The sequence below is a fragment of the Bacillus sp. FSL R5-0712 genome, assembly GCF_038593285.1.
In the GTDB taxonomy this organism is placed as follows: domain Bacteria; phylum Bacillota; class Bacilli; order Bacillales; family Bacillaceae; genus Bacillus; species Bacillus safensis.
This window is the reverse complement of sequence record NZ_CP151981.1, coordinates 146,834-170,960: the sequence shown is the minus strand read 5'-3', so window position 1 is coordinate 170,960 and position 24,127 is coordinate 146,834. Positions and strand designations below refer to the sequence as shown.

The 24,127-nt window shown below is 44.2% G+C and carries 28 protein-coding genes, 2 rRNA genes and 1 pseudogene; 3 read left to right on the top strand and 28 right to left on the bottom strand.

Annotated features, from left to right (window positions below; genetic code table 11):
• Positions 1-40: 40 nt before the first annotated feature.
• A 23S ribosomal RNA gene (locus tag NSU11_RS00970) occupies positions 41-2,971 on the bottom strand.
• Positions 2,972-3,153: 182 nt separating this feature from the next.
• A 16S ribosomal RNA gene (locus NSU11_RS00965) occupies positions 3,154-4,702 on the bottom strand.
• Together the 16S and 23S rRNA genes form the textbook arrangement of a ribosomal RNA operon.
• 375 nt (positions 4,703-5,077) lie before the next feature.
• On the opposite strand from NSU11_RS00965, the gene pdaB reads away from it, so the two are divergent.
• Positions 5,078-5,842, top strand: a complete 765-nt coding sequence (gene pdaB / locus NSU11_RS00960) for a polysaccharide deacetylase family sporulation protein PdaB (protein WP_024425619.1) — start codon at positions 5,078-5,080, stop codon at positions 5,840-5,842.
• Here pdaB and NSU11_RS00955 read toward each other — a convergent pair.
• Complete coding sequence (locus tag NSU11_RS00955) at positions 5,835-6,437, bottom strand: KinB-signaling pathway activation protein (protein WP_125587474.1); 603 nt, start codon at positions 6,435-6,437, stop codon at positions 5,835-5,837. The two genes, pdaB and NSU11_RS00955, sit on opposite strands and share 8 nt — an antisense overlap.
• Positions 6,438-6,527: 90 nt before the next feature.
• Here NSU11_RS00955 and gerD point away from each other — a divergent pair, with 90 nt between their 5' ends.
• Positions 6,528-7,115, top strand: a complete 588-nt coding sequence (gerD, locus tag NSU11_RS00950) for a spore germination lipoprotein GerD (RefSeq protein ID WP_087975190.1) — start codon at positions 6,528-6,530, stop codon at positions 7,113-7,115.
• 37 nt (positions 7,116-7,152) lie between these two features.
• On the opposite strand, the gene NSU11_RS00945 is transcribed toward gerD, so the two are convergent.
• The 3 genes from NSU11_RS00945 to NSU11_RS00935 all read right to left on the bottom strand — a co-directional run bounded on the left by NSU11_RS00945 (position 7,153) and on the right by NSU11_RS00935 (position 9,530).
• The gene (locus NSU11_RS00945; protein WP_024425873.1) at positions 7,153-8,211 is read right to left on the bottom strand and encodes an Mrp/NBP35 family ATP-binding protein; all 1,059 of its coding nucleotides are present in this window, start codon (positions 8,209-8,211) and stop codon (positions 7,153-7,155) included.
• Between the two features lie 103 nt (positions 8,212-8,314).
• The gene (gene cwlD, locus NSU11_RS00940) at positions 8,315-9,028 is read right to left on the bottom strand and encodes an N-acetylmuramoyl-L-alanine amidase CwlD (RefSeq protein ID WP_311164987.1); all 714 of its coding nucleotides are present in this window, start codon (positions 9,026-9,028) and stop codon (positions 8,315-8,317) included.
• Positions 9,029-9,086: 58 nt separating this feature from the next.
• A complete protein-coding gene (locus tag NSU11_RS00935; protein ID WP_197172543.1) occupies positions 9,087-9,530 on the bottom strand; it encodes a DUF2521 family protein in 444 nt (147 codons plus the stop codon).
• Between the two features lie 152 nt (positions 9,531-9,682).
• Between NSU11_RS00935 and NSU11_RS00930 the strand changes: the two genes are divergently transcribed.
• Entirely contained in the window at positions 9,683-10,252 is a 570-nt protein-coding gene (locus tag NSU11_RS00930) for a DUF4825 domain-containing protein (RefSeq protein ID WP_151863348.1), read from the top strand.
• Between the two features lie 37 nt (positions 10,253-10,289).
• Here NSU11_RS00930 and NSU11_RS00925 read toward each other — a convergent pair whose 3' ends face one another.
• The 22 genes and pseudogenes from NSU11_RS00925 to rpsE form a co-directional block, all read right to left on the bottom strand.
• Complete coding sequence (locus NSU11_RS00925) at positions 10,290-11,369, bottom strand: serine hydrolase (protein ID WP_234107526.1); 1,080 nt, start codon at positions 11,367-11,369, stop codon at positions 10,290-10,292.
• 108 nt (positions 11,370-11,477) lie between these two features.
• The gene (locus NSU11_RS00920) at positions 11,478-11,951 is read right to left on the bottom strand and encodes a GNAT family N-acetyltransferase (RefSeq protein WP_151863347.1); all 474 of its coding nucleotides are present in this window, start codon (positions 11,949-11,951) and stop codon (positions 11,478-11,480) included.
• Positions 11,952-12,077: 126 nt separating this feature from the next.
• Positions 12,078-12,602 carry a GNAT family N-acetyltransferase gene (locus NSU11_RS00915; RefSeq protein WP_197172546.1) on the bottom strand — a complete coding sequence of 175 codons (525 nt, stop codon included), beginning with the start codon at positions 12,600-12,602 and terminating at the stop codon, positions 12,078-12,080.
• A 177-nt stretch (positions 12,603-12,779) separates the two neighbouring features.
• Positions 12,780-13,172, bottom strand: coding sequence for a 30S ribosomal protein S9 (gene rpsI, locus NSU11_RS00910; protein ID WP_007496354.1), 393 nt, complete (start codon positions 13,170-13,172; stop codon positions 12,780-12,782).
• Positions 13,173-13,192: 20 nt separating this feature from the next.
• Complete coding sequence (rplM, locus tag NSU11_RS00905; protein ID WP_003217042.1) at positions 13,193-13,630, bottom strand: 50S ribosomal protein L13; 438 nt, start codon at positions 13,628-13,630, stop codon at positions 13,193-13,195.
• A 165-nt stretch (positions 13,631-13,795) separates the two neighbouring features.
• Positions 13,796-14,539, bottom strand: coding sequence for a tRNA pseudouridine(38-40) synthase TruA (truA, locus tag NSU11_RS00900; RefSeq protein WP_151863340.1), 744 nt, complete (start codon positions 14,537-14,539; stop codon positions 13,796-13,798).
• Between the two features lie 11 nt (positions 14,540-14,550).
• The gene (locus NSU11_RS00895) at positions 14,551-15,348 is read right to left on the bottom strand and encodes an energy-coupling factor transporter transmembrane protein EcfT (protein ID WP_024425607.1); all 798 of its coding nucleotides are present in this window, start codon (positions 15,346-15,348) and stop codon (positions 14,551-14,553) included.
• Positions 15,345-16,214 (bottom strand): energy-coupling factor ABC transporter ATP-binding protein, encoded by an 870-nt coding sequence (locus NSU11_RS00890; RefSeq protein ID WP_151863339.1) that lies wholly within the window; start codon positions 16,212-16,214, stop codon positions 15,345-15,347. Before NSU11_RS00890 ends, NSU11_RS00895 begins: the two co-directional genes overlap by 4 nt.
• Positions 16,190-17,032, bottom strand: a complete 843-nt coding sequence (locus NSU11_RS00885; RefSeq protein WP_024425605.1) for an energy-coupling factor ABC transporter ATP-binding protein — start codon at positions 17,030-17,032, stop codon at positions 16,190-16,192. Before NSU11_RS00885 ends, NSU11_RS00890 begins: the two co-directional genes overlap by 25 nt.
• A gap of 126 nt (positions 17,033-17,158) precedes the next feature.
• On the bottom strand, positions 17,159-17,521 hold the full coding sequence (gene rplQ, locus NSU11_RS00880) for a 50S ribosomal protein L17 (RefSeq protein WP_003216944.1): 363 nt from the start codon (positions 17,519-17,521) through the stop codon (positions 17,159-17,161).
• Positions 17,522-17,596: 75 nt separating this feature from the next.
• Positions 17,597-18,541 carry a DNA-directed RNA polymerase subunit alpha gene (locus NSU11_RS00875; protein WP_003217009.1) on the bottom strand — a complete coding sequence of 315 codons (945 nt, stop codon included), beginning with the start codon at positions 18,539-18,541 and terminating at the stop codon, positions 17,597-17,599.
• A gap of 175 nt (positions 18,542-18,716) precedes the next feature.
• Positions 18,717-19,112 carry a 30S ribosomal protein S11 gene (gene rpsK, locus NSU11_RS00870; RefSeq protein WP_003217231.1) on the bottom strand — a complete coding sequence of 132 codons (396 nt, stop codon included), beginning with the start codon at positions 19,110-19,112 and terminating at the stop codon, positions 18,717-18,719.
• A 20-nt stretch (positions 19,113-19,132) separates the two neighbouring features.
• Entirely contained in the window at positions 19,133-19,498 is a 366-nt protein-coding gene (rpsM, locus tag NSU11_RS00865; protein WP_003217023.1) for a 30S ribosomal protein S13, read from the bottom strand.
• A 21-nt stretch (positions 19,499-19,519) separates the two neighbouring features.
• Entirely contained in the window at positions 19,520-19,633 is a 114-nt protein-coding gene (gene rpmJ / locus NSU11_RS00860; RefSeq protein ID WP_003156543.1) for a 50S ribosomal protein L36, read from the bottom strand.
• Positions 19,634-19,664: 31 nt separating this feature from the next.
• Positions 19,665-19,883: a translation initiation factor IF-1 gene (infA, locus tag NSU11_RS00855; RefSeq protein WP_003217190.1), complete on the bottom strand. Its 219-nt coding sequence runs from the start codon at positions 19,881-19,883 to the stop codon at positions 19,665-19,667.
• Positions 19,861-20,149: pseudogene (locus NSU11_RS00850) on the bottom strand (RNA-binding protein). Before NSU11_RS00850 ends, infA begins: the two are co-directional and overlap by 23 nt.
• Positions 20,150-20,194: 45 nt before the next feature.
• A complete protein-coding gene (gene map / locus NSU11_RS00845; protein WP_003217210.1) occupies positions 20,195-20,941 on the bottom strand; it encodes a type I methionyl aminopeptidase in 747 nt (248 codons plus the stop codon).
• Positions 20,938-21,591 carry an adenylate kinase gene (locus tag NSU11_RS00840; protein WP_024425604.1) on the bottom strand — a complete coding sequence of 218 codons (654 nt, stop codon included), beginning with the start codon at positions 21,589-21,591 and terminating at the stop codon, positions 20,938-20,940. Before NSU11_RS00840 ends, map begins: the two co-directional genes overlap by 4 nt.
• A 55-nt stretch (positions 21,592-21,646) precedes the next feature.
• A complete protein-coding gene (secY, locus tag NSU11_RS00835) occupies positions 21,647-22,939 on the bottom strand; it encodes a preprotein translocase subunit SecY (RefSeq protein ID WP_024425603.1) in 1,293 nt (430 codons plus the stop codon).
• A 1-nt stretch (position 22,940) separates the two neighbouring features.
• Entirely contained in the window at positions 22,941-23,381 is a 441-nt protein-coding gene (gene rplO / locus NSU11_RS00830; protein ID WP_003216888.1) for a 50S ribosomal protein L15, read from the bottom strand.
• A gap of 30 nt (positions 23,382-23,411) precedes the next feature.
• A complete protein-coding gene (gene rpmD, locus NSU11_RS00825) occupies positions 23,412-23,594 on the bottom strand; it encodes a 50S ribosomal protein L30 (RefSeq protein WP_003217067.1) in 183 nt (60 codons plus the stop codon).
• 13 nt (positions 23,595-23,607) lie between these two features.
• A complete protein-coding gene (gene rpsE, locus NSU11_RS00820; protein WP_007496332.1) occupies positions 23,608-24,108 on the bottom strand; it encodes a 30S ribosomal protein S5 in 501 nt (166 codons plus the stop codon).
• Between the last annotated feature and the right edge of the window lie 19 nt (positions 24,109-24,127).

The window sequence follows — 24,127 nt, the reverse complement described above, 5'->3', positions numbered from 1 at the left end:
TCAAAACTAGATAACAATGTTCATGCTTCACAATAGAATATAGGTTAAGTCCTCGATCTATTAGTATCTGTCAGCTCCACGTGTCACCACGCTTCCACCTCAGACCTATCAACCTGATCATCTTTCAGGGATCTTACTTCCTTGCGGAATGGGAAATCTCATCTTGAGGGGGGCTTCATGCTTAGATGCTTTCAGCACTTATCCCGTCCGCACATAGCTACCCAGCGATGCCCTTGGCAGAACAACTGGTACACCAGCGGTGCGTCCATCCCGGTCCTCTCGTACTAAGGACAGCTCCTCTCAAATTTCCTGCGCCCGCGACGGATAGGGACCGAACTGTCTCACGACGTTCTGAACCCAGCTCGCGTACCGCTTTAATGGGCGAACAGCCCAACCCTTGGGACCGACTACAGCCCCAGGATGCGATGAGCCGACATCGAGGTGCCAAACCTCCCCGTCGATGTGGACTCTTGGGGGAGATAAGCCTGTTATCCCCGGGGTAGCTTTTATCCGTTGAGCGATGGCCCTTCCATGCGGAACCACCGGATCACTAAGCCCGACTTTCGTCCCTGCTCGACTTGTAGGTCTCGCAGTCAAGCTCCCTTGTGCCTTTACACTCTGCGAATGATTTCCAACCATTCTGAGGGAACCTTTGGGCGCCTCCGTTACATTTTAGGAGGCGACCGCCCCAGTCAAACTGCCCACCTGACACTGTCTCCCTGCCCGATAAGGGCAGCGGGTTAGAAGGTCAATACAGCCAGGGTAGTATCCCACCGATGCCTCCACCGAAGCTAGCGCTCCGGTTTCCAAGGCTCCTACCTATCCTGTACAAGCTGTACCAACATTCAATATCAGGCTGCAGTAAAGCTCCACGGGGTCTTTCCGTCCTGTCGCGGGTAACCTGCATCTTCACAGGTACTATAATTTCACCGAGTCTCTCGTTGAGACAGTGCCCAGATCGTTGCGCCTTTCGTGCGGGTCGGAACTTACCCGACAAGGAATTTCGCTACCTTAGGACCGTTATAGTTACGGCCGCCGTTTACTGGGGCTTCAATTCGCACCTTCGCTTACGCTAAGCGCTCCTCTTAACCTTCCAGCACCGGGCAGGCGTCAGCCCCTATACTTCGCCTTACGGCTTCGCAGAGACCTGTGTTTTTGCTAAACAGTCGCCTGGGCCTATTCACTGCGGCTTCTCGGGGCTTTAACACCCTAAGAAGCACCCCTTCTCCCGAAGTTACGGGGTCATTTTGCCGAGTTCCTTAACGAGAGTTCTCTCGATCACCTTAGGATTCTCTCCTCGCCTACCTGTGTCGGTTTGCGGTACGGGCACCTCTCACCTCGCTAGAGGCTTTTCTTGGCAGTGTGGAATCAGGAACTTCGCTACTAAATTTCGCTCGCCATCACAGCTCAGCCTTCACGGGAAACGGATTTGCCTATTTCCCAGCCTAACTGCTTGGACGCGGATATCCAATACCGCGCTTACCCTATCCTCCTGCGTCCCCCCATTGCTCAAATGGTGAGGAGGTGGTACAGGAATATCAACCTGTTGTCCATCGCCTACGCCTTTCGGCCTCGGCTTAGGTCCCGACTAACCCTGAGCGGACGAGCCTTCCTCAGGAAACCTTAGGCATTCGGTGGACGGGATTCTCACCCGTCTTTCGCTACTCATACCGGCATTCTCACTTCTAAGCGCTCCACCAGTCCTTCCGGTCTGGCTTCACAGCCCTTAGAACGCTCTCCTACCACTGTTCGTAAGAACAGTCCGCAGCTTCGGTGATACGTTTAGCCCCGGTACATTTTCGGCGCAGAGTCACTCGACCAGTGAGCTATTACGCACTCTTTAAATGGTGGCTGCTTCTAAGCCAACATCCTGGTTGTCTAAGCAACTCCACATCCTTTTCCACTTAACGTATACTTTGGGACCTTAGCTGGCGGTCTGGGCTGTTTCCCTTTCGACTACGGATCTTATCACTCGCAGTCTGACTCCCAAGGATAAGTCATCGGCATTCGGAGTTTGACTGAATTCGGTAACCCGGTAGGGGCCCCTAGTCCAATCAGTGCTCTACCTCCGAGACTCTTACCTTGAGGCTAGCCCTAAAGCTATTTCGGAGAGAACCAGCTATCTCCAGGTTCGATTGGCATTTCACCCCTACCCACACCTCATCCCCGCACTTTTCAACGTGCGTGGGTTCGGGCCTCCATTCAGTGTTACCTGAACTTCACCCTGGACATGGGTAGATCACCTGGTTTCGGGTCTACGACCACGTACTCATGCGCCCTATTCAGACTCGCTTTCGCTGCGGCTCCGCATCTTCTGCTTAACCTTGCACGGGATCGTAACTCGCCGGTTCATTCTACAAAAGGCACGCCATCACCCGTTAACGGGCTCTGACTACTTGTAGGCACACGGTTTCAGGATCTATTTCACTCCCCTTCCGGGGTGCTTTTCACCTTTCCCTCACGGTACTGGTTCACTATCGGTCACTAGGGAGTATTTAGCCTTGGGAGATGGTCCTCCCGGATTCCGACGGAATTTCACGTGTTCCGCCGTACTCAGGATCCACTCTGGAGAGAATGACATTTCAGTTACAGGGCTGTTACCTTCTTTGGCGGGCCTTTCCAGACCTCTTCGCTTATATCATTCCTTTGTAACTCCGTATAGAGTGTCCTACAACCCCAAGAGGCAAGCCTCTTGGTTTGGGCTGTTCCCGTTTCGCTCGCCGCTACTCAGGGAATCGCATTTGCTTTCTCTTCCTCCGGGTACTTAGATGTTTCAGTTCCCCGGGTATGCCTTCTCATACTCTATGTATTCAAGTATGGATACTACTCCATTACGAGCAGTGGGTTTCCCCATTCGGAAATCTCCGGATCAAAGCTTGCTTACAGCTCCCCGAAGCATATCGGTGTTCGTCCCGTCCTTCATCGGCTCCTAGTGCCAAGGCATCCACCGTGCGCCCTTTCTAACTTAACCATTTCTTACTTTAGAAAGAATCACTATGTGTGATGAACTTTGCATTGCATTCAATGTGAATGTATTACTTATTGTTATCTAGTTTTCAAAGAACAATCCTGTCTCGCTAGAGACATGTTTTGAAGGAATGATCCTTCAAAACTAAACAAGACGAAAACGTACGCTGCTCCATATATCCTTAGAAAGGAGGTGATCCAGCCGCACCTTCCGATACGGCTACCTTGTTACGACTTCACCCCAATCATCTGCCCCACCTTCGGCGGCTGGCTCCATAAAGGTTACCTCACCGACTTCGGGTGTTGCAAACTCTCGTGGTGTGACGGGCGGTGTGTACAAGGCCCGGGAACGTATTCACCGCGGCATGCTGATCCGCGATTACTAGCGATTCCAGCTTCACGCAGTCGAGTTGCAGACTGCGATCCGAACTGAGAACAGATTTATGGGATTGGCTAAACCTTGCGGTCTTGCAGCCCTTTGTTCTGTCCATTGTAGCACGTGTGTAGCCCAGGTCATAAGGGGCATGATGATTTGACGTCATCCCCACCTTCCTCCGGTTTGTCACCGGCAGTCACCTTAGAGTGCCCAACTGAATGCTGGCAACTAAGATCAAGGGTTGCGCTCGTTGCGGGACTTAACCCAACATCTCACGACACGAGCTGACGACAACCATGCACCACCTGTCACTCTGTCCCCGAAGGGAAAGCCCTATCTCTAGGGTTGTCAGAGGATGTCAAGACCTGGTAAGGTTCTTCGCGTTGCTTCGAATTAAACCACATGCTCCACCGCTTGTGCGGGCCCCCGTCAATTCCTTTGAGTTTCAGTCTTGCGACCGTACTCCCCAGGCGGAGTGCTTAATGCGTTAGCTGCAGCACTAAGGGGCGGAAACCCCCTAACACTTAGCACTCATCGTTTACGGCGTGGACTACCAGGGTATCTAATCCTGTTCGCTCCCCACGCTTTCGCTCCTCAGCGTCAGTTACAGACCAGAGAGTCGCCTTCGCCACTGGTGTTCCTCCACATCTCTACGCATTTCACCGCTACACGTGGAATTCCACTCTCCTCTTCTGCACTCAAGTTTCCCAGTTTCCAATGACCCTCCCCGGTTGAGCCGGGGGCTTTCACATCAGACTTAAGAAACCGCCTGCGAGCCCTTTACGCCCAATAATTCCGGACAACGCTTGCCACCTACGTATTACCGCGGCTGCTGGCACGTAGTTAGCCGTGGCTTTCTGGTTAGGTACCGTCAAGGTGCGAGCAGTTACTCTCGCACTTGTTCTTCCCTAACAACAGAGCTTTACGATCCGAAAACCTTCATCACTCACGCGGCGTTGCTCCGTCAGACTTTCGTCCATTGCGGAAGATTCCCTACTGCTGCCTCCCGTAGGAGTCTGGGCCGTGTCTCAGTCCCAGTGTGGCCGATCACCCTCTCAGGTCGGCTACGCATCGTCGCCTTGGTGAGCCATTACCCCACCAACTAGCTAATGCGCCGCGGGTCCATCTGTAAGTGACAGCCGAAACCGTCTTTCATCCTTGAACCATGCGGTTCAAGGAACTATCCGGTATTAGCTCCGGTTTCCCGGAGTTATCCCAGTCTTACAGGCAGGTTACCCACGTGTTACTCACCCGTCCGCCGCTAACATCCGGGAGCAAGCTCCCTTCTGTCCGCTCGACTTGCATGTATTAGGCACGCCGCCAGCGTTCGTCCTGAGCCAGGATCAAACTCTCCGAAAAAGTACAAAACCGAAGTTTTGCTTTTCGCCAGTTTGACTGACTACCTATGAAGTATCATAGGATTTTTTATAAAAACTCGAATTAACAGGTACGTTTTGTCTTGTTTAGTTTTCAAAGATCATCTCCGCCGTTCTTAGCGGCTTTAATAATATAACATTTCGCTTCATCTTATGTCAACAACTTTTTTCAAGTTTATTTCCCGAAGCGTTTTGTGTTTGTCACTGTGTGTCAGCGACGATTAATAATATATCACGAAAACATTCTATTGGTCAACGTCTTTTCAAAACTTTTTTTGAAATAGTTTTATTAAGCATCTTAAACCCTTGTCCTGCATACAATCAAGTAACAATCTTGGACAAGGCAGGAGTGTTTGAATTGAGTCGATTATATGTGTTGCCTATTAAACGGCTGAAGCAAGTTGTCATTATTCTTGTAGCAGCCCTTGCAGCTGCAACCTTTTTTTATGTACAAAAGGCACCGCCGCTGTCGGTATTTAAAACTGAACATGGACCCCGAGCCATTTATAAAGGCGAGACTTCATCAAAGCATGTCTCTCTCACTTTTAATATTGGCTGGGGAGATGAGAAGGCTGTTCCTATTTTAAATGTCCTTCGAGAGTACGGTATAAAGAACGCCACCTTCTTTCTGTCTGCTTCTTGGGCTGAGCGTCATCCTGATATCGTGAAACAAATTAGGGAGGACGGCCATCAAATTGGAAGCCTCGGCTATGCTTATAAAAATTATAGCCAGCTTGAGGATAGTGAGATCAAGCAAGATCTTGTCCGTGCACAAAATACATTTCAAAAGCTTGGACTAGATGACATTCAACTATTAAGACCGCCAACTGGACAGTTTAACGAAACAGCACTGAAAATTGCCACACAGTACGGTTATACCGTTGTTCATTACAGCATCAATTCACAGGATTGGCTGAATCCGGGTGTCGACCAGATTGTTCAGAATGTAAATGATCGAATGAAAAGCGGAGACATTGTTCTCCTTCACGCCTCAGATTCAGCAACCCAAACCGCTCAAGCCTTACCCGCTATTTTGAAACAAATAAAAGAAAAGCATTTAAAAAATGTGACGGTTGGCGAACTGATCTCCAATACGAAAACAAAGTCATCTGAAGTTAAGTAGCTTTCGTTTTTGAAAACCGCGGCATCGCTAACAGCTGAAACGCATTACAGCCTAATAGCGGGAATAGCATTAAATACAGCCAGTCCTCTTCATTGACTCTGAGCGCCGGGAACCATTCTAACGACGTGATGACGACCATGAGAAACATTGCAGAAACAAATGTTTTCTTAGAGGACTGCTGCTGTTTAAAGTAAGCCACGATCAATGCAAACACACCGATAAATAAAGGCAGCCACAAGTATGGAAAAAACGATTCATTTTCCCCGAAAAACAAAAATCGCAAGTAAGCTAAATCAAACAGCACAAAAATCACAAGAAACAGCTGAATGGTATTCCATAAAGAATGTGACCGGAAAATCTCTAACGCAAACCGGTGCACCGTCAAAAAGACAACAAACCCCATCTGGCTAATGACACTAAAGATCATCCCTACACCAATGAACCAAAACAACACAGATGCGATCTCTAGAATTTCAAACGATATAAAAAGCTTCTGATATTTCCCCCACTCCAGCGCAAAGCCTACCACGCTTGTAATGACCGCTCCAACAGCTAGCACAGAGAAGAAAAAACGAACTAAATCCCGACTTTTCATTGAATTGATCCAACCCCTATTTTTGTTATGTATAAATTTACGTGAAACATTCATATTAAAAGTAAGACATGTAACGAAAGGAGCCACAGTATGTCAAAAGGCATCTTGCGTATAATGAGCTGTTTTCTTCTTTTATCTCTAACAGCTTGTGCTCCCAAAACCCAATCCTCATCTAATATGGACTATGACGAAACAAAAAAAATGGTCGTCGATATATTAAAGACAGATGACGGTAAAAAGGCCATTCAACAGTTATTAAATGACGAGGCAATGAATGAAGCTTTGGTAATGGATGAACAAACTGTGAAAAAAACGATAGAGAAAACACTGACTTCTGATAAAGGCAAAGAGTTCTGGAAGAAGGTCTTTGAGGATTCTAAATTTGCCGAGACTTTCGCAAAATCCATGCAGCAACAGCATGAAAGAATGTTAAAACAGTTAATGAAGGATCCTGACTATCAACAGCTGATGATGGATATTCTCAAGGATCCTGAGATGGAAAAGAAATACGGTGAACTGGTAAAAAGTAAAGAGTTTAGAAAGCACTTAGAAAAAGTCATTACGGAAACATTAAGCAGCCCTCTTTATAAGAAGAAATTCGAAGATGAGCTCAAAAAGGCAGCATCTGAGAGCGGCAGTGATTCCGGCTCGCAAGGAAGCGAAGGAAGCGACAGTTAAACATCACCCGAGTGGCATTCATCCACTCGGGCTTTCATTATGCTTTCACTGCTAATTGTTCAATGACTTTATTCGCAATGTGTTGATACACTTCTCCTGTCGGATGACTTGCATCATAGACAGAAGGCGCGAAATCATCCTCATTCCAATCAGGCTGTCTTAAAGGAATTTGGCCAAGGACTGATACACGCAGCTCTTCAGCCAGCTTGTCCCCGCCGCCTTTTCCAAAGACGTATTCCTTTTCACCTGTTTTTTTGCTTTCATAATAGCTCATATTCTCAACGACCCCGAGCACCTCATGGTCTGTTTGCAGTGCCATTGCGCCTGCTCTTGCTGCAACGAAGGCAGCCGTTGGATGCGGTGTAGTGACAATGATTTCTTTACAGCTAGGCAGCATTGTATGAATATCAAGCGCTACATCTCCCGTTCCAGGCGGAAGGTCTAATAGTAAGTAATCTAATTCTCCCCACTCAACTTCGTGGAAGAAGTTATTTAACATTTTTCCAAGCATCGGTCCTCTCCAAATAACCGGTGCATTTTCTTCAACAAAAAAGCCCATTGAAATCACTTTGACACCAAAGCGCTCCACAGGAATAATTTTTTCCCCTTTAACTGTTGGTCTGACAGTGATTCCCATCATATCCGGTACACTAAAGCCATAAATATCAGCATCAATCAGCCCGACTTTTTTCCCTAGACGAGCGAGCGCTACAGCAAGGTTAACAGAAACCGTCGATTTACCAACGCCGCCCTTTCCACTCGCAATCGCTAAGAACTCAGGCGGATTTTTAGAGTTAAGCAGGGTTTCTTCCTCATCTTGTGATGGCATAAACTTTTCAAGTGTTTCCTGAGGAAGTTCTTCAAAACGAAGTCCTACTGTGTTAGCGCCAGCTGCTTTCAAGGCTTGTACGATGTCTTGCTGCAGCTTCATCTGCTCAGCAGTGCCTGTTTTGGCAATCGCCACTTTTAAGCTCACATGCTCTTTCTCAGGCTTTAGGCTGATTTCCTTGATGGCATCCAGCTCACCAAGCGGTATATGAAGGAAAGGTTCGTCCATCTTCCCAACTAGTTTTCTCACATCATCTTGTCCGATCATAGCAGAACCTCACCCTTTATTGAATTCGTTTACAATCCAAGTATATCATACATATCCTTACAATGTCTGTCCTGTTTGCCTGCGATCAAAAGGAAAAAGCCCCTTATTCAGGCGGCTCTTTTTGCTCTGTTAAATATCTTAAAATCCCTTTATAAATAGAGGCGGCAATTTGATCCTGATATTTAGGTGTTGCCAGCTGGCCAGCCTCTTTTGGATTGGAGAGAAATCCAATTTCCACAAGAGCTCCTGGCTTTGTGACATTTTGCATTAAATAAATGCCATTAATCCGCTTCGCCTTTCGATCTGTGTTTTCAAGGTTTCTGCGCAATTCATCTTGAATGAACTTCGCTGCCTTTTCATTTTCTTCATACATTCCGTAAAAAAACGTCTGAGCCCCGCTCCATTTGTTCGATGGTATCGCATTTAAATGAATGCTTAAATAGAGGTCCGCTTCAGATTCATTGATAACTTTAACGCGGTTCCTTAAATCCTCCGCTTTCTTCCGGGCATAACCCTTTGTATTCTTTGATGATAAATCAGAATCATCCTCTCGGGTCATGAGAACAAGTGCTCCCTGCTCCTGCAAATAGTCACGTATCTTCATGGATACATCCAGTGCAATCTCTTTCTCAAGCAGCTCTCCTCCTACAGCCCCTCCATCTGGACCGCCGTGACCCGGATCCAAATAGATGATCTTCCCGCTTAGAGGCAAATTCCACGATTTCCAAGAATCATCATTTAGAAATTGAAACCTGAATAAGAATAAGAGGACAATAAACCCGATTAAAAACCCTGTCCACTTCAGCTTTCTTTTCATCCCTGTCCCTCCCATACACCATTATTTTATAGATATGGGACAAGGGCTGGAAATATGCTTAGTGCAGTCGAAGCTTATGCCTTTTTTCTGATTCCCGAAAGCCTTCCTGCCACCATATGCTTAAAAATTCCTTCGCAAATGGATATAAACATGACATCTTTCGCTCCATACGGAACATATTCCCCCACGATTGCAAGCATCCTGCCAGCTCTTCAATCAGCTCAGCTTCCTCCTGAGAGGACCGTTTTTTGATATCTTCGAACGATTCCCCGTATTTACTCGACTCACCGTATCTCCCGCCAGCTAAAAAAGCTTCAATGGCGAAATCGATGCAGCCATCACTCATAATCCCAGCTGGATCATCTGCAAATGGAAACAGCTTCTTTGTGAATTTCTCAGAAGCGGCCGTTACTTGTTGAAGAGACAATGTACGCAAAAGCTTCTTTTCAAGCGTGACATCTCGTTTTGTTTTCAATTGATAAAATGAAAGCACTTCTGCCATGGACTGAACTCCTTTTTTCTTTGTATTGTTCGTTGGTTTGAACAAAACATGCAGTTCAGTAAATGGAAATGGCGGTCAGTGAACGATCGGAATGGAAAATTGTGATAAAATAGACATTTAAATATAGAAAGAATGATAAAGGGGCAAAATCAATGAAGAAATGGATGTATATCCTGCTGCTATTAACAGTCGTCCTATCTGCATGCAGCAGTCAAGCCACAGAGAAAAAGAGCGATATAAAAGGAATAGAAGACATATCCTTAAAACAACTTTCAACACACAAAAACACGTATCTCGGTGACAATTCAGCCATTCGTGAAATCTTATCAGATCTTCCTGGAGGCGTAATACGTGAATTTGAAATCATCGATGGGAAAGCATTAGACGTCACGTATGGAGTAAAAGAAAATGCAGGCTATACAGAAGAACAGTTTGACGCCTTCTGGTTTGATCAAAAGGATACGATCGAAAAAACGTATTTATACAACGCCATCGCACTTTTTATTCTTGTCGATAACGTAGAGCAAGTGACACTTAACATGAGCTCTAAAGACGAGCCGTCCGTCACGTTTAAAAGAAAACAGCTAGAAAAAAAACTCCCTCACCCTTTTAAAAAGTACAAAGACGATACAACACTTTGGCAAAAGGAACTGGTTGATGGAGTTGTGAAGTCAAAAGAGAAACGCCAAGATGTATACAAAACGTTTCCCATGGAGAAATAATAAAACAGAGGGAGACTCCCCTCTGTTTTTTTGATGATTATTTAGTAAAAGCCTGAATCAATCGTTGGCGAAAGTTTTGATCCACTGCTGTAGTAAGCATAAATTCGTTGAATACTTCCCCAATCCAGTGAGAATTGTTCGCTTTTGGATCATTGATAAAAAGAGAGATGGAGATAGAGGATGTATCTGTTCTTCGATATAAAGCACTTGTGAAAACAAACAATGTTGCTCCACCTTTATACCAAAAATATTGATCTGTTTCCTTTTTCAATGTTTCTCCCAGTACGATTTGGCTAAAAAGACCCTTTTCTTCTGTTGTTAACAGCTCGTCATGAAGACGTTTCATAAATTGTGCATATTGATTGGTTGTAGACTTTGTCAGCTTTTGCGTCAGTAATGATTGTATACGCCAGCCTAATAAGTTCTTTTTTTTCATTTTTTCTTCTAACGCCTTTTTATACTCTGGGTCATTTTTCATGATATTAAAAATCTCATTCATTAGAGATTTGTATTGTTCTTCGGATACACCGCTCATTTTCTTGAATGCATCCCGCCGACGATCAGATACATAAGCGGACCACAAAATCATTGGCGTCAGCGGCATGAGTTCATCATGTTCTGTAAGACCTGCTTGTTTCATCTGATCATTGATCTTTTCTAAGCCCAGCCGGTCAATCAAATAATCCGTACAAGCATTCGAACTGAATTGCATCATCCCTTTGGCAACATCTAATAAAGTCGCATGCTCAGAAAAATCATTGACCTCCAGCCAGTACGCGTGCGCACCACCGTCTGTTCTATCAATATAAAACCGCTCTATATCAGGCAATGCCACTTTTTCCTCTAGCTTGATGCCGCCGCTCGATACAGCTTTAACAAAATGAAATAAAACCACTAATTTCACCGTACTTGCAAGTGGCGTTTTTTGATCAGCATTCCACTCTAACATCACATCATCATTTTCAATGATTGTCACTGAAACGTCCTTTTTGTTTTTTGCGACAAATGTCAAAAGATCTTCCTTTGTTTTTTTCATATCTCTTTTATACAACAAGACTTGAACCCCTACGTAAAGTACGACCACACCTACAACAACTAGACCGATTTTGAGTAACATGTTTCTCCTTTCCAAATAACAGAGGATTTACATATTAAATATAGCAAATATTTCTAATAAAGGCACAAAAAAGGCAGAGGTACGTGAATCCTCCGCTTCTTGATATCCTTATTCATGAGGCAAATGCAGCTTCATTCCTTCATGAGTGGCTTCAAACCCTAATTTCTCATAAAAATGGCGTGCTTCTGGCCTCTGTTTATCTGTTGTCAGCTGAATCATATGACAGCCGCGGTCGCTTGCGCGTTGAATGGCCCACTTTATAAGCAGCGAACCGACTCCTTTTCCTCTATGACTCGAAGCCGTACGAACTCCTTCGATGGATGCTCTCCATCCTCCTTGATAAGTAAGAAATGGCGTCATGGTTAACTGAAGAACACCAACTGCTTCTTCCTGGTCACACGCAACAATGAGTTCAATATTTGGATCAGCATCGATTGAACGAAAGGCTTTGATATAACTTTCTAATAATGGGCGAGTGTAACGCTCTCTCTTTTGACCTAACTTATCATCTGAAAGCATGAAGACGATTTTGTCGAGATCTTCTTGCACAGCTTCTCTAAATGTCAATTGATTTAAATTCAATGAAAGCACCTCCTATGATAGAGGGAAGACTGTTTTTCACTTACTAAAATACCAGTTAAGAGCGTTCTCATATAAAAATTTGATCAGCTGCTTTTTCATCAAAGTACTTCATATCATGAAAACTGATCAAGCCCTCTTCACGAACCATTCCTCTTGTAAGATGGCATAGTAAAACTCATCCCACCACTCATTTCCTTGTGGTATACATTTTTTAAAATACCCCTCTCTCCTCATCCCCATTTTCTCCATCACTCTCCACGATGGCACATTTTCAGGCTGACAAGTCGAAATGATTCGATGTAAGTTCAGAGTGTGAAAACCATGACGTAAGACAGCATACGCCGCTTCTGATGCATAGCCCTTGTTTTGATAGGCAGGATTGAAAACCCAGCCAATTTCATATGTGTGCTCACCAAAGTAAGAATGAAACACGATATGCCCGATGCAAATCTGGTTTTCTTTTAATAGAACAGCAAAATTCTTGGCTGTTTTAAGACGATTATTTTTAACAAATTCCTGCGCATTTTCTTTAGAAAAAACACCTTCCGGAATATACTTCATCACTTCCGGATCAGAAGTATATGCATAGACATCCTGCCAATCATCTTCAGCAAATGAGCGAATGATACACCTTTCTGTTGTTAGATTCATATGACACCCCCTCCATAGACTTCGTTTTTTAAACAGAAACCTTGCTATGATCCTATTTTATATGTTTCCATACAAAAAAAGCACAAATAAAAAAAGCATCAGCAGGATGCTGATGCTTTTCATATATGGTTTGTCTGTAACAAACCTTTGTAAAACGTCCATACAATATAAAATTGATTAACGTTTTGAGAACTGAGGTGCGCGACGTGCGCCTTTAAGACCGTATTTCTTACGCTCTTTCATACGAGAGTCACGAGTAAGAAGTCCAGCACGTTTAAGTGGTGTACGGTACTCAGGATCTACTTCTAGAAGAGCACGAGAGATACCGTGACGAATTGCTCCAGCTTGACCAGAGAATCCACCACCGTGAACATTTACAAGAACATCGTAGCTGTTAGCTGTTTCTGTGATGTTCAAAGGCTGTTTCACGTCTTCGATTAAAGCAGCGAATGGAATGTATTCAGTAATTTCACGATTATTAACGACGATACGGCCTTCACCTGGAACTAAGCGAACGCGCGCTACAGAACTTTTACGACGACCTGTACCGTAATATTGAACCTGTGCCAAATTGTTAACCTCCCTTATAATTAACCGCGAAGTTCGTAAACTTCAGGTTGTTGTGCTTGATGTGGATGCTCAGAACCACGGTACACATTTAATTTTTTGAACATTTGACGACCTAGTGGACCCTTTGGAAGCATACCTTTGATAGCAAGCTCCAACATTTTTTCAGGGTAGTTTGTACGCATCTCAAGAGCAGTTCTTTGTTTCAAACCACCTGGGTGCATCGTGTGACGGTAGTAAATTTTGTCCGTCAATTTCTTACCAGTTAATTCGATTTTCTCAGCATTGATGATGATCACATGATCACCTGTATCAACGTGTGGTGTATAAGTTGGTTTGTGCTTACCGCGCAAAAGTGATGCTACTTCAGTAGAAAGACGACCTAGAGTCTTGCCTGCCGCATCAACAACTAGCCATTTGCGCTCAATTGTGCTTGCGTTCGCCATTGGTGTTGTACGCATGAGTTTCCCTCCTAAATAAATCAATGAATTTTCCTTGAATCAAATGCTACGTTCTATTTCAAAACACAGATAAGTCTTCCGGGGCTTATTTGTGGGGTTGAAATACATACCATATGATATCTTATAACTTTCTGCTTCCTGTGTCAAGAACATGTTACACCTGGTTTAGTTGTCATAGAAAACTTCCCATAAATACAGTCCGTGACTAGGCGCAGTCTTGCCTGCCGCTTCGCGATTTCGGGCGGCAAGCATGGCTTTTATCTCATCAGGGTGAAATTTACCAGAACCGATTTCAAGCAACGTTCCAGCGATAATCCGCACCATGTTGTATAAAAAACCATTCCCTCTCACACGCATTTCAAGGCCGTCTGAGACGTTTTTCCACTCAAGGGCATAAATAACCCTCACCTTGTCCTGAACCTCTGTATTGGCCGCACAAAAGCTTGTAAAGTCATGTGTCCCAATCAGGTGCTCTGCGGCTTCTCTCATTTTATCGATGTCCAGCCGGTAAGGATAGTGGCAGGCATACTGTCTCGTGAACACATTTTGGTGTGTTTCTGTTGAGACCTTATAACGGTACTCCTTCGAAACAACACCAAATCTGGCATGAAACGAATCATCGACCTCCTCAGCCTTTAGAACACGGATATCATCCGGCAGCAGGCTGTTGAGGGCAAAAGACCATCTCTCCATCGGGATCGAGAGCGGGGTCTCAAAATGGATGACCTGTCCCTTTGCATGGACACCGCTGTCTGTCCGGCCGGAAGCCACAATCGGAACCAGTTCATCCTGTTTGTGCATTCTTGCAAGGGCCGACTCAATCTCCGTCTGAACGGTTCGCTGCCCTGGCTGCACCTGATAGCCTTTAAAATGTGTCCCATCGTAGGATACGGTACATTTGACCTTCATCTAGGAATCACCTAATTTCTAAGCAGCACAAGGAGTGCTGTTAACAGGATGAATAGAAGCAGCGTGAACGTGTCCTTCATGCCCCAGACAAGCTGACGGTATTTCGTCCGTCCTTCTCCCCCGCGGTAGCCTCTCGCTTCCATCGCGGTCGCCAGTTCCTCTGCACGCTTAAACGCACTGACGAAAAGCGGAACAAGCAAAGGAACGATAGCTTTCAGACGATCCTTTAAAGGTCCGCTTGTAAAATCAACGCCTCTTGCCATTTGTGCCTTCATGATTTTGTCTGTCTCTTCTAATAACGTCGGAATAAACCGAAGAGAGATGGACATCATGAGAGCAAGCTCATGAACAGGCAGTTTGATTTTACGGAATGGGTGCAGCAGTTTTTCCATCCCGTCTGTCACTTCTATAGGCGTTGTGGTTAACGTAAGAAGTGTCGTCATCATAATGAGATAGACAAAACGGAGTGAAATGAAGATCCCCTGTTTAAGACCTTCTTCATAAATATTCAGAAAACCAAAGTGGAATAGCAAGGCGCCATCCTTTGTCATGAAAATATGCAGAATAAAGGTAAACAGGACAATCCATAGGATCGGCTTCATTCCCTTGAGAATAAAGTATAGCGGCACCTGAGAAACCATCACCACAAGAATGGTAAAGACACCTAACAGCCCGTAAGTGATGTAATTATTAGCAAAAAAGACAATAAAGACAAAAAAGAAAATTGATAACAGCTTTGTCCTTGGATCAAGACGATGGACAAAGGATGAGCCTGGCACATATTTGCCGATAATCATACTATCCATCATGATGTCGTGTCCTCCTGATAAAGAGCTGTTAAGGCTTCTGCCATCTCATCCAGGGTCAGAAGCGGCCTTGGAAACGTAATTCCAAGCTTTTCTTCTACAGTCTGCTGGAATTTAATCGTTTCTGGGAGGTCGAGACCAAACGAAGACATGTCTGTACGATTGGCAAACAACTCTCTCGGCGTGCCTGTCGCCTTCACTGTCCCTTTATGCATCACAATCATTTGATCCGCATAATGAGCGGCATCCTCCATACTGTGTGTGACCAGGATCGTAGTAAGGTTTGCCTTTTGATGAAGGTCATAGAACATGTCCATGATTTCCTTCCGTCCGCGTGGATCCAGCCCAGCAGTCGGCTCATCAAGCACAAGCACTTCTGGCTCCATCGCTAAAACGCCTGCAATCGCCACACGTCTCATTTGACCACCGCTTAGTTCAAAGGGAGATCGAGATAATAGGGATTCAGGAAGACCGACCAGTTTCAGCATCTCCTTCGCTTTCGCTTCTGCCTTCTCTTGAGGGACACCGAAGTTCATTGGACCAAAGCAGATATCCTTGAGGATGGTTTCCTCAAAGAGCTGATGCTCAGGAAACTGAAACACGATGCCTACCTTTTTCCGGAGGGGTTTCATATCCTTCTGCTTTTTATTGGCTTGTAAAATGGTCTCTCCAAGCGCAATGCTCCCCTTCGTTGGTTTGAGCAATCCATTTAAATGCTGCAGCAATGTAGACTTGCCAGAGCCCGTATGACCAATGACAGCGACATAGCTGCCCTCTTTGATGGAAGCATTGACATCATACAAAGCGAGACGCTCAAACGGCGTTTTCATTTGATAACGATGCTCTAATTCTTTGATCGTAATGTCCATAGCTCTTTCACCAATCCTTCTTGTGTCAAATGGGCATTTGCAAGCGGCACACCTTGCTGCTTCAATTGCTTGCTCAAGCGATAGGAGAATGGCAGATCAAGTCCAATCTGAACCAGTTGTTCATCTAGTTCAAATACTTCCTCTGGCGTTCCCTCGGCAAATTTCTTCCCGCCATTCATCACAATGACGCGGTCTGCCTTGGCAGCCTCGTCTAAATCATGTGTGATGGAAATGACTGTGACTGTACCTTGTTCCTTCAGAAGTCTAACAGTCTCTAACACTTCTTCACGGCCAATCGGATCAAGCATTGATGTTGCTTCATCCAAGATCATGATGTCAGGGCTTGCGGCAAGCACACCTGCAATAGCGACTCTCTGCTTCTGCCCGCCTGATAGATGGTGCGGCTCTTGATCAAGAAACTCCTGCATATTGACCTGTTTGACAGCCCAATCTACACGTTCTATCATCAATTCCCGCTCAACCCCGTTATTTTCTAAACCAAAAGCCACATCATCACGAACCGTTGAGCCCACAAATTGGTTATCTGGGTTTTGAAAGACCATTCCGACCTTTCTGCGAATATCCCAAACACTTTCTTCTTTGAGCTCAATCTCTCCAACCTTGACCGTACCAGCATCCGGTAAAATGAGCCCATTCAGCACACGGGCAAGTGTGGATTTACCTGAACCGTTATGACCAACAATGGCGAGCCATTCATTTTGATTCACATGCAGTGACACTTGATCTAAAGCGGGCTTGTCCGCATCCTTGTGATAACGAAATACAATGTCCTTTACGTCAATTAATGTCTTCCCCATCTCTACCGGACCTCCTCTCAGCTCAACCTCTTCTTTGCTTATTCCTAAAAAAAGCCGTAGTACCTAAAAAAGGGCATAGATCCAGTTATGAACTGTCCCGCCCTTTCTTAGATACACGATATGTGATTAAACTAATTCAATGACAGCCATTGGTGCGCCATCGCCGCGACGAGGTCCAAGCTTCATGATACGAGTGTATCCACCTTGGCGATCTTCGTAGCGAGTTGCAACGTCAGCGAATAATTTTTGAAGTGCATCTTGGTTTGTTTCAGCGTTAGCTACTTCATTACGAATGTAAGCTGCAGCTTGACGGCGAGCATGAAGATCTCCGCGTTTGCCAAGAGTGATCATTTTTTCAACTACAGAGCGAAGTTCTTTCGCACGTGTTTCAGTTGTTTCGATGCGTTCGTTGATGATCAAATCAGTCGTTAGGTCACGAAGCATTGCTTTACGTTGTGCACTAGTGCGTCCTAGCTTTCTGTATGCCATGTGATGTCCCCTCCTTAATTAGAGATGCTGTATGAATAAAAAACACACGAAAATCCTAGTTCACAATGAAACTAGTCAATCGTCTTTACGAAGACCCAGTCCAAGTTCTTCTAGTTTCGCTTTCACTTCTTCAAGAGATTTACGTCCAAGGTTACGAACTTTCATCATATCCTCTTCTGTCTTGTTAGCAAGCTCTTGAACAGTGTTAATACCCGCACGCTTCAAACAGTTGTAAGAACGAACAGAAAGATCAAGCTCTTCAATTGTCATTTCAAGCACTTTTTCTTTTTGGTCTTCTTCTTTCTCAACCATGATTTCAGCATGCTGAGCTTCGTCAGTTAACCCAACGAAAATATTCAGGTGTTCAGTTAAAATCTTAGAACCTAGAGCGATCGCTTCTTTCGGTCCTGTGCTTCCATCAGTCCATACATCTAGTGTTAATTTATCATAGTTTGTGATTTGCCCAACACGGGTGTTCTCCACTTGATAAGTCACACGAGATACAGGTGTATAGATTGAGTCGATCGGAATCACACCGATTGGCTGATCGTCTCTTTTGTTTGCATCAGCAGGATTATACCCGCGACCTCTTTGTGCAGTTAAGCGAACACGGAAGCTCGCATTCTTGCCAAGAGTTGCGATGTGAAGATCTGGATTTAAGATTTCAATATCGCTGTCGTGTGTAATATCAGCAGCTGTTACAGTACCTTCATCTTGTACATCAATTTCAAGCGTCTTCTCTTCTTCAGAGTAGATTTTGAGTGCAAGCTTTTTAATGTTTAAGATAATCGTTGTAACATCTTCAACCACGCCTTCGATCGTTGAGAATTCGTGTAAGACACCATCTATCTGGATCGATGTTACAGCTGCACCAGGAAGTGAGGATAAAAGGATACGACGAAGGGAGTTCCCTAAAGTGGTACCATATCCACGCTCAAGTGGCTCTACGACAAACTTGCCATACTTGGCATCGTCGCTGATTTCAACCGTTTCGATTTTTGGTTTTTCAATTTCGATCATCTAATAAAACCCTCCTTCAAAACGTCGAAACCTCGAATAGAATCATATGAGATTCCATCCGAAATTCCTCATTGTTTAGTCCCGTATGTGCTCAGGCAACGAGTCGTGTATTCGTCTCATAAATAACTGTATCATAACCCATTATTGACAGGGACACAAAATCTATACAAACAAATTACACGCGGCGACGTTTTGGTGGACGGCATCCGTTATGAGGAACTGGAGTTACGTCTCTAATTGCAGTAACTTCAAGACCTGCAGCTTGAAGTGCACGAATTGCAGCTTCACGACCAGAACCAGGACCTTTAACAGTTACTTCAAGTGTTTTAAGACCGTGTTCGATAGAACCTTTAGCAGCTGTTTCAGCAGCCATTTGTGCAGCGAAAGGAGTAGATTTACGAGAACCTCTGAATCCTAATGCACCAGCACTTGACCAAGAAATTGCGTTTCCATGAACATCAGTAATCGTTACAATCGTGTTGTTGAAAGTGGAACGGATATGAGCGATTCCAGCTTCAATATTCTTTTTCACGCGACGTTTACGCGTATTTTGTTTACGAGCAGCAGCCATTCTTTAACTACCTCCTTTACTTATTTTTTCTTGTTAGCTACAGTACGACGCGGACCTTTACGAGTACGCGCGTTGTTTTTTGTGTTTTGTCCACGAACAGGAAGTCCTCTACGATGACGGATTCCGCGGTAGCTTCCGATTTCAATTAGACGCTTAATGTTAAGTGAAACTTCACGACGAAGGTCACCTTCTACTTTAAGTTTGTCAATGATATCACGGATTTTACCAAGTTCGTCTTCAGTTAGATCGCGAACGCGAGTGTCTTCAGAAACACCTGCTTCTTTAAGGACTTGTTGCGCAGTCGTACGACCAATTCCAAAAACATATGTTAAAGAAATGACAACACGCTTATCACGTGGAATATCTACACCAGCAATACGAGCCATGATTTGGGCACCTCCTTGTTATTAGCCTTGTTTTTGTTTATGTTTTGGGTTTTCACAGATCACCATTACTTTTCCTTTTCTGCGAATCACTTTACATTTTTCACAGATAGGTTTAACAGATGGTCTCACTTTCATGTGTTTCCAACCTCCTTCTTCCGGAGTTGCTTTATTTGTAACGGTACGTAATTCTACCACGAGTTAAGTCATATGGAGATAATTCTACCGTAACTTTGTCTCCAGGTAAAATGCGAATGAAGTGCATACGGATTTTTCCTGATACATGAGCCAAAACTGTATGACCATTCTCTAGTTCAACTTTGAACATTGCGTTTGGCAAAGTTTCTGCTACAGTACCTTCCACTTCAATTACATCGTCTTTCGCCATTCAAGTGTTCTCCCTTCTTCAAATCAGTAACTTGCTCTCTGACAAATGTCCAAATGAGAATCTCTCAATTGTTCATCTATCACCCGACCTGTTTTGAATATACTGTTCTGAACTTCCGGAGATACGCAATCATAAAAGGTTATATGATTGATATTTTTTCTTAGGAGAATGAAATTTACGCTTTTCTCCGTCTGCGATTAGTACATGGCAGTCAACGAATATGCCGATGACACCTGTATACTGATCTTGTTCTTTCTTTGGACTATACAGACAACCTGCCCGATTTGGGCCTGAAAGGCTTCAGTGAAGACCTAAATCTTAGTCAGTATATCAAAACCTGTATCTGTAATCGCAATCGTATGCTCAAAGTGAGCACACTTTTTCCCATCAACCGTTACAACCGTCCAGTTATCAGCCAATGTTTTCACATATCGGCTGCCTGCGTTCACCATCGGTTCGATGGCCAACACCATTCCAGGTTTTAGCCGCGGGCCTTTGTTGGGCGGACCATAATGAGGAATTTGAGGGTCCTCATGAAGATCCTGTCCGACCCCATGTCCAACATATTCTCTAACAACTGAAAAATTCTCATTTTCAACATACGTTTGTATGGCATGGGAAATGTTCGACAGACGTTCGCCTGGCTTTGCTTCCTGTAAGCCTTTATATAGAGATTCCTCTGTGACTTCCAGTAGTTTGCGGTCTTCATCACTGATTACCCCAACTGGATAAGTCCAAGCAGAGTCACCATGATAGCCATTTAACTTTGCGCCAATATCGATACTAATGATGTCACCATCACGTAAAACCCGTTTACCAGGAATACCGTGAACGAGTTCTTCATTCACCGAAACGCAAATGCTCCCGCGAAAACCATTATACCCTTTAAAAGATGGGATTGCACCCTGCTTTGTAATAAAACGTTCGGCAATTTGATCCAATTCTTTTGTCGAAATACCTGGTTTTATGTGTTTCTTCAGCTCTTCATGAGTCAGTGCGACAATACGTCCAGCTTCTCTCATAATCTCAAGCTCGCGAGGAGTTTTACAGATAATCATTTATTTAATCCTCCAAGCAGGTCCTTGATATCTGCATATACATCGTTAATGTGCTTCGCACCATCAATGTTTGCAAGATATCCTTTTTCTGAATAGAAGTTCAGTAAAGGTTCAGTCTGCTTTAAGTTTACTTCAAGTCTAGTCGAAACGGTTTCTGCATTATCATCTGCACGTTGATAAAGCTCGCCTCCGCACTTGTCGCAAACATTTTCTTTCGCAGGTGGATTGAATACTAAATGATATGTTGCTCCGCAATTTTTGCAAATTCTTCGGCCAGTCAGACGCTCCATCAAAGCATCTTTATCGACTTTAATATTAATGACATAATCAATCGTTCTGCCAAGGTCCTTTAGAATTTCTTCTAAAGCTTCAGCCTGAGCGACTGTTCGCGGAAATCCGTCCAGAAGAAAACCTTGTTCACAATCATTTTTGCCAAGTCTTTCTCTAACAATACCGATTGTGACCTCATCAGGAACAAGCTCTCCTTTATCGATAAAGGATTTTGCTTCGAGCCCAAGTTGTGTCTCCTCTTTCATAGCAGCGCGGAACATATCTCCTGTTGAGATATGAGGGATCCCATAATCATCAACAATTCGTTCTGCCTGAGTGCCTTTACCAGCACCCGGAAGCCCCATTAAGACTAAGTTCATTTCGGATTTCCCCTTCCTTACTTAGAGAGGTTGGGCAGCAGCCCAGCCCTCTGTTTTATTTCATAAATCCACGGTAATTTCGTTTCACTAATTGGCTTTCAAGCTGTTTCATTGTTTCAAGTGCAACACCTACAACAATGAGAAGACTTGTGCCGCCAATTTGTGCAGCGGAAGGTAATCCAGCGAATTGAATGAAAAAGATAGGAAGTATTGAAATCACGGCTAAGAAAATGGCGCCCACAAACGTGAGTCGGTACAAAATGCTCGTAATTCTATCTTGAGTCATTTTCCCTGGACGAACTCCCGGGATATAGCCACCCTGCTTTTGCAGATTTTCAGCCATTTGTTCAGGATTGACTTGGACAAAGGCATAAAAATATGTGAAAGCAACAATCAGTGCTACATAAATCGTCATACCGATTGGCTTAGTATAGTCAAAGTTGTTGGTTATCCAAGTTGTCACATTATTGGTTCCGAAGAACGATGCGATCGTCTGCGGAGTAATAATGAAAGAAACGGCAAAGATGACTGGAATCACCCCTGCTGGATTCACTTTCAATGGAAGGTGCGTTGCTTGACTAGCAGACATTTGTGCACGGCCAGTTCCCTTTGAATATTGAATTGCAATCTTTCTCACTGCCATTTGAATGTAAATAACACCGATAACAATGACAAGAATGGCAATGACAATAAGGGCAATTTTAAGGATTTGCATGAACAGCTGTCCATCTCCACCTACAAATTGTTGAGCGTACACTTGTTTTAATGTTTGAGGGATACCAGCGATGATACCGGCAAAGATAATAATCGAAATACCATTACCAACACCGTGAGCAGTAATCTGCTCACCCAGCCACATTAAAAATGCTGTTCCCGCAGTGAGTACGACCGCAATTAAGAGATACGTTGAAACACCAGGGTTTTCAATCAGCATGCCTCCTGCCATATTGTTGAATCCATATGACATTCCCAGCGCCTGGATAAATCCTAGAACAATTGTAAAATACCTTGTGAATTGTGCTAATTTTCGGCGGCCAACCTCTCCTTGCTTTGACCACTCAGTAAACTTCGGCACAACATCCATCTGCAAGAGCTGAATGATGATCGAAGCAGTGATATACGGCATAATCCCCATTGCAAGAATGGAGAATTGGAAAAGTGCCCCGCCCCCAAACGTGTTGAGGATTCCGAAAACACTCATTTGATCCTGTGCCTGGAGAACATCGGCGTTCACATTAGGCACAGGGATGAAAGCACCTATACGAAAGACGACTAACATTAAAAGTGTGAATATAATCTTATTCCGTATATCTTTCACGCGCATAAAATTGGAGATTGTCTTAAACAAGTTAGATCACCTCGGCTGTACCGCCAGCAGCTTCAATCGCTTCTTTCGCAGAAGCAGAGAATTTATTGGCTTTTACAGTTAATTTTTTTTCTAATTTACCGTTGCCAAGAATTTTTACTCCTGCTTTTAACTTGCTTATTGCACCAGTCTCTAGAAGAAGTTCAGGAGTTACTTCCGTTCCTTCGTCAAAACTGTTTAATCTGTCTAAGTTGATTACCGCGTAATCTTTACGGTTGATGTTTGTAAAACCACGTTTTGGAAGGCGTTGGAATAAAGGCATCTGACCACCTTCGAAACCAGGGCGTACACCGCCGCCAGAACGAGCGTTTTGACCTTTATGACCTTTACCAGAAGTTTTACCGTTACCTGATCCAATACCACGACCAACACGGTTGCGTACTTTACGTGAACCTTCTGAAGGCTTCAATTCATGAAGTTTCATTTGGGCACCTCCTTATCGATTAAAAATGTTTTATTGTTCTTTAACAGAAACTAAATGAGACACCTTGTTAATCATGCCGCGGATCGCTGCATTGTCTTCATGTACGACTGTTTGGTTTGTTTTCTTAAGACCAAGAGTACGAACAGTGACACGCTGATCTTCAGGGCGACCGATTACACTGCGTTTGAGGGTAATTTCTAATTTATTTGCCATTATTGTTCCCTCCTTATCCTAACAGGTCTTCTACAGATTTTCCACGAAGCTTCGCTACATCTTCAGCACGTTTAAGCTCACTTAAACCTTGAAGTGTTGCGCGGATCATGTTGATCGGTGTATTAGAACCTAGAGATTTAGAAAGGATATCAGCTAGACCAGCAAGCTCAAGTACCGCACGCACTGGGCCTCCAGCGATAACTCCTGTACCTTCTGAAGCAGGCTTCAATAGAACGTTTCCTGCACCGAATCGACCGATGATTTCATGTGGAATTGTAGTTCCAACCATTGGTACTTCAATTAAATTCTTTTTCGCATCTTCAACAGCTTTGCGGATCGCTTCTGGTACTTCTTGTGCTTTACCAGTACCGAAACCTACATGACCGTTTTTGTCACCGACAACAACTAAAGCTGCAAAACGGAAACGACGTCCACCTTTAACAACTTTCGCTACGCGGTTAACCGTAACTAAGCGTTCTTCTAACTCTAATTTGCTTGGGTCAATACGACTCATTCGGATGTGTCCCTCCTTC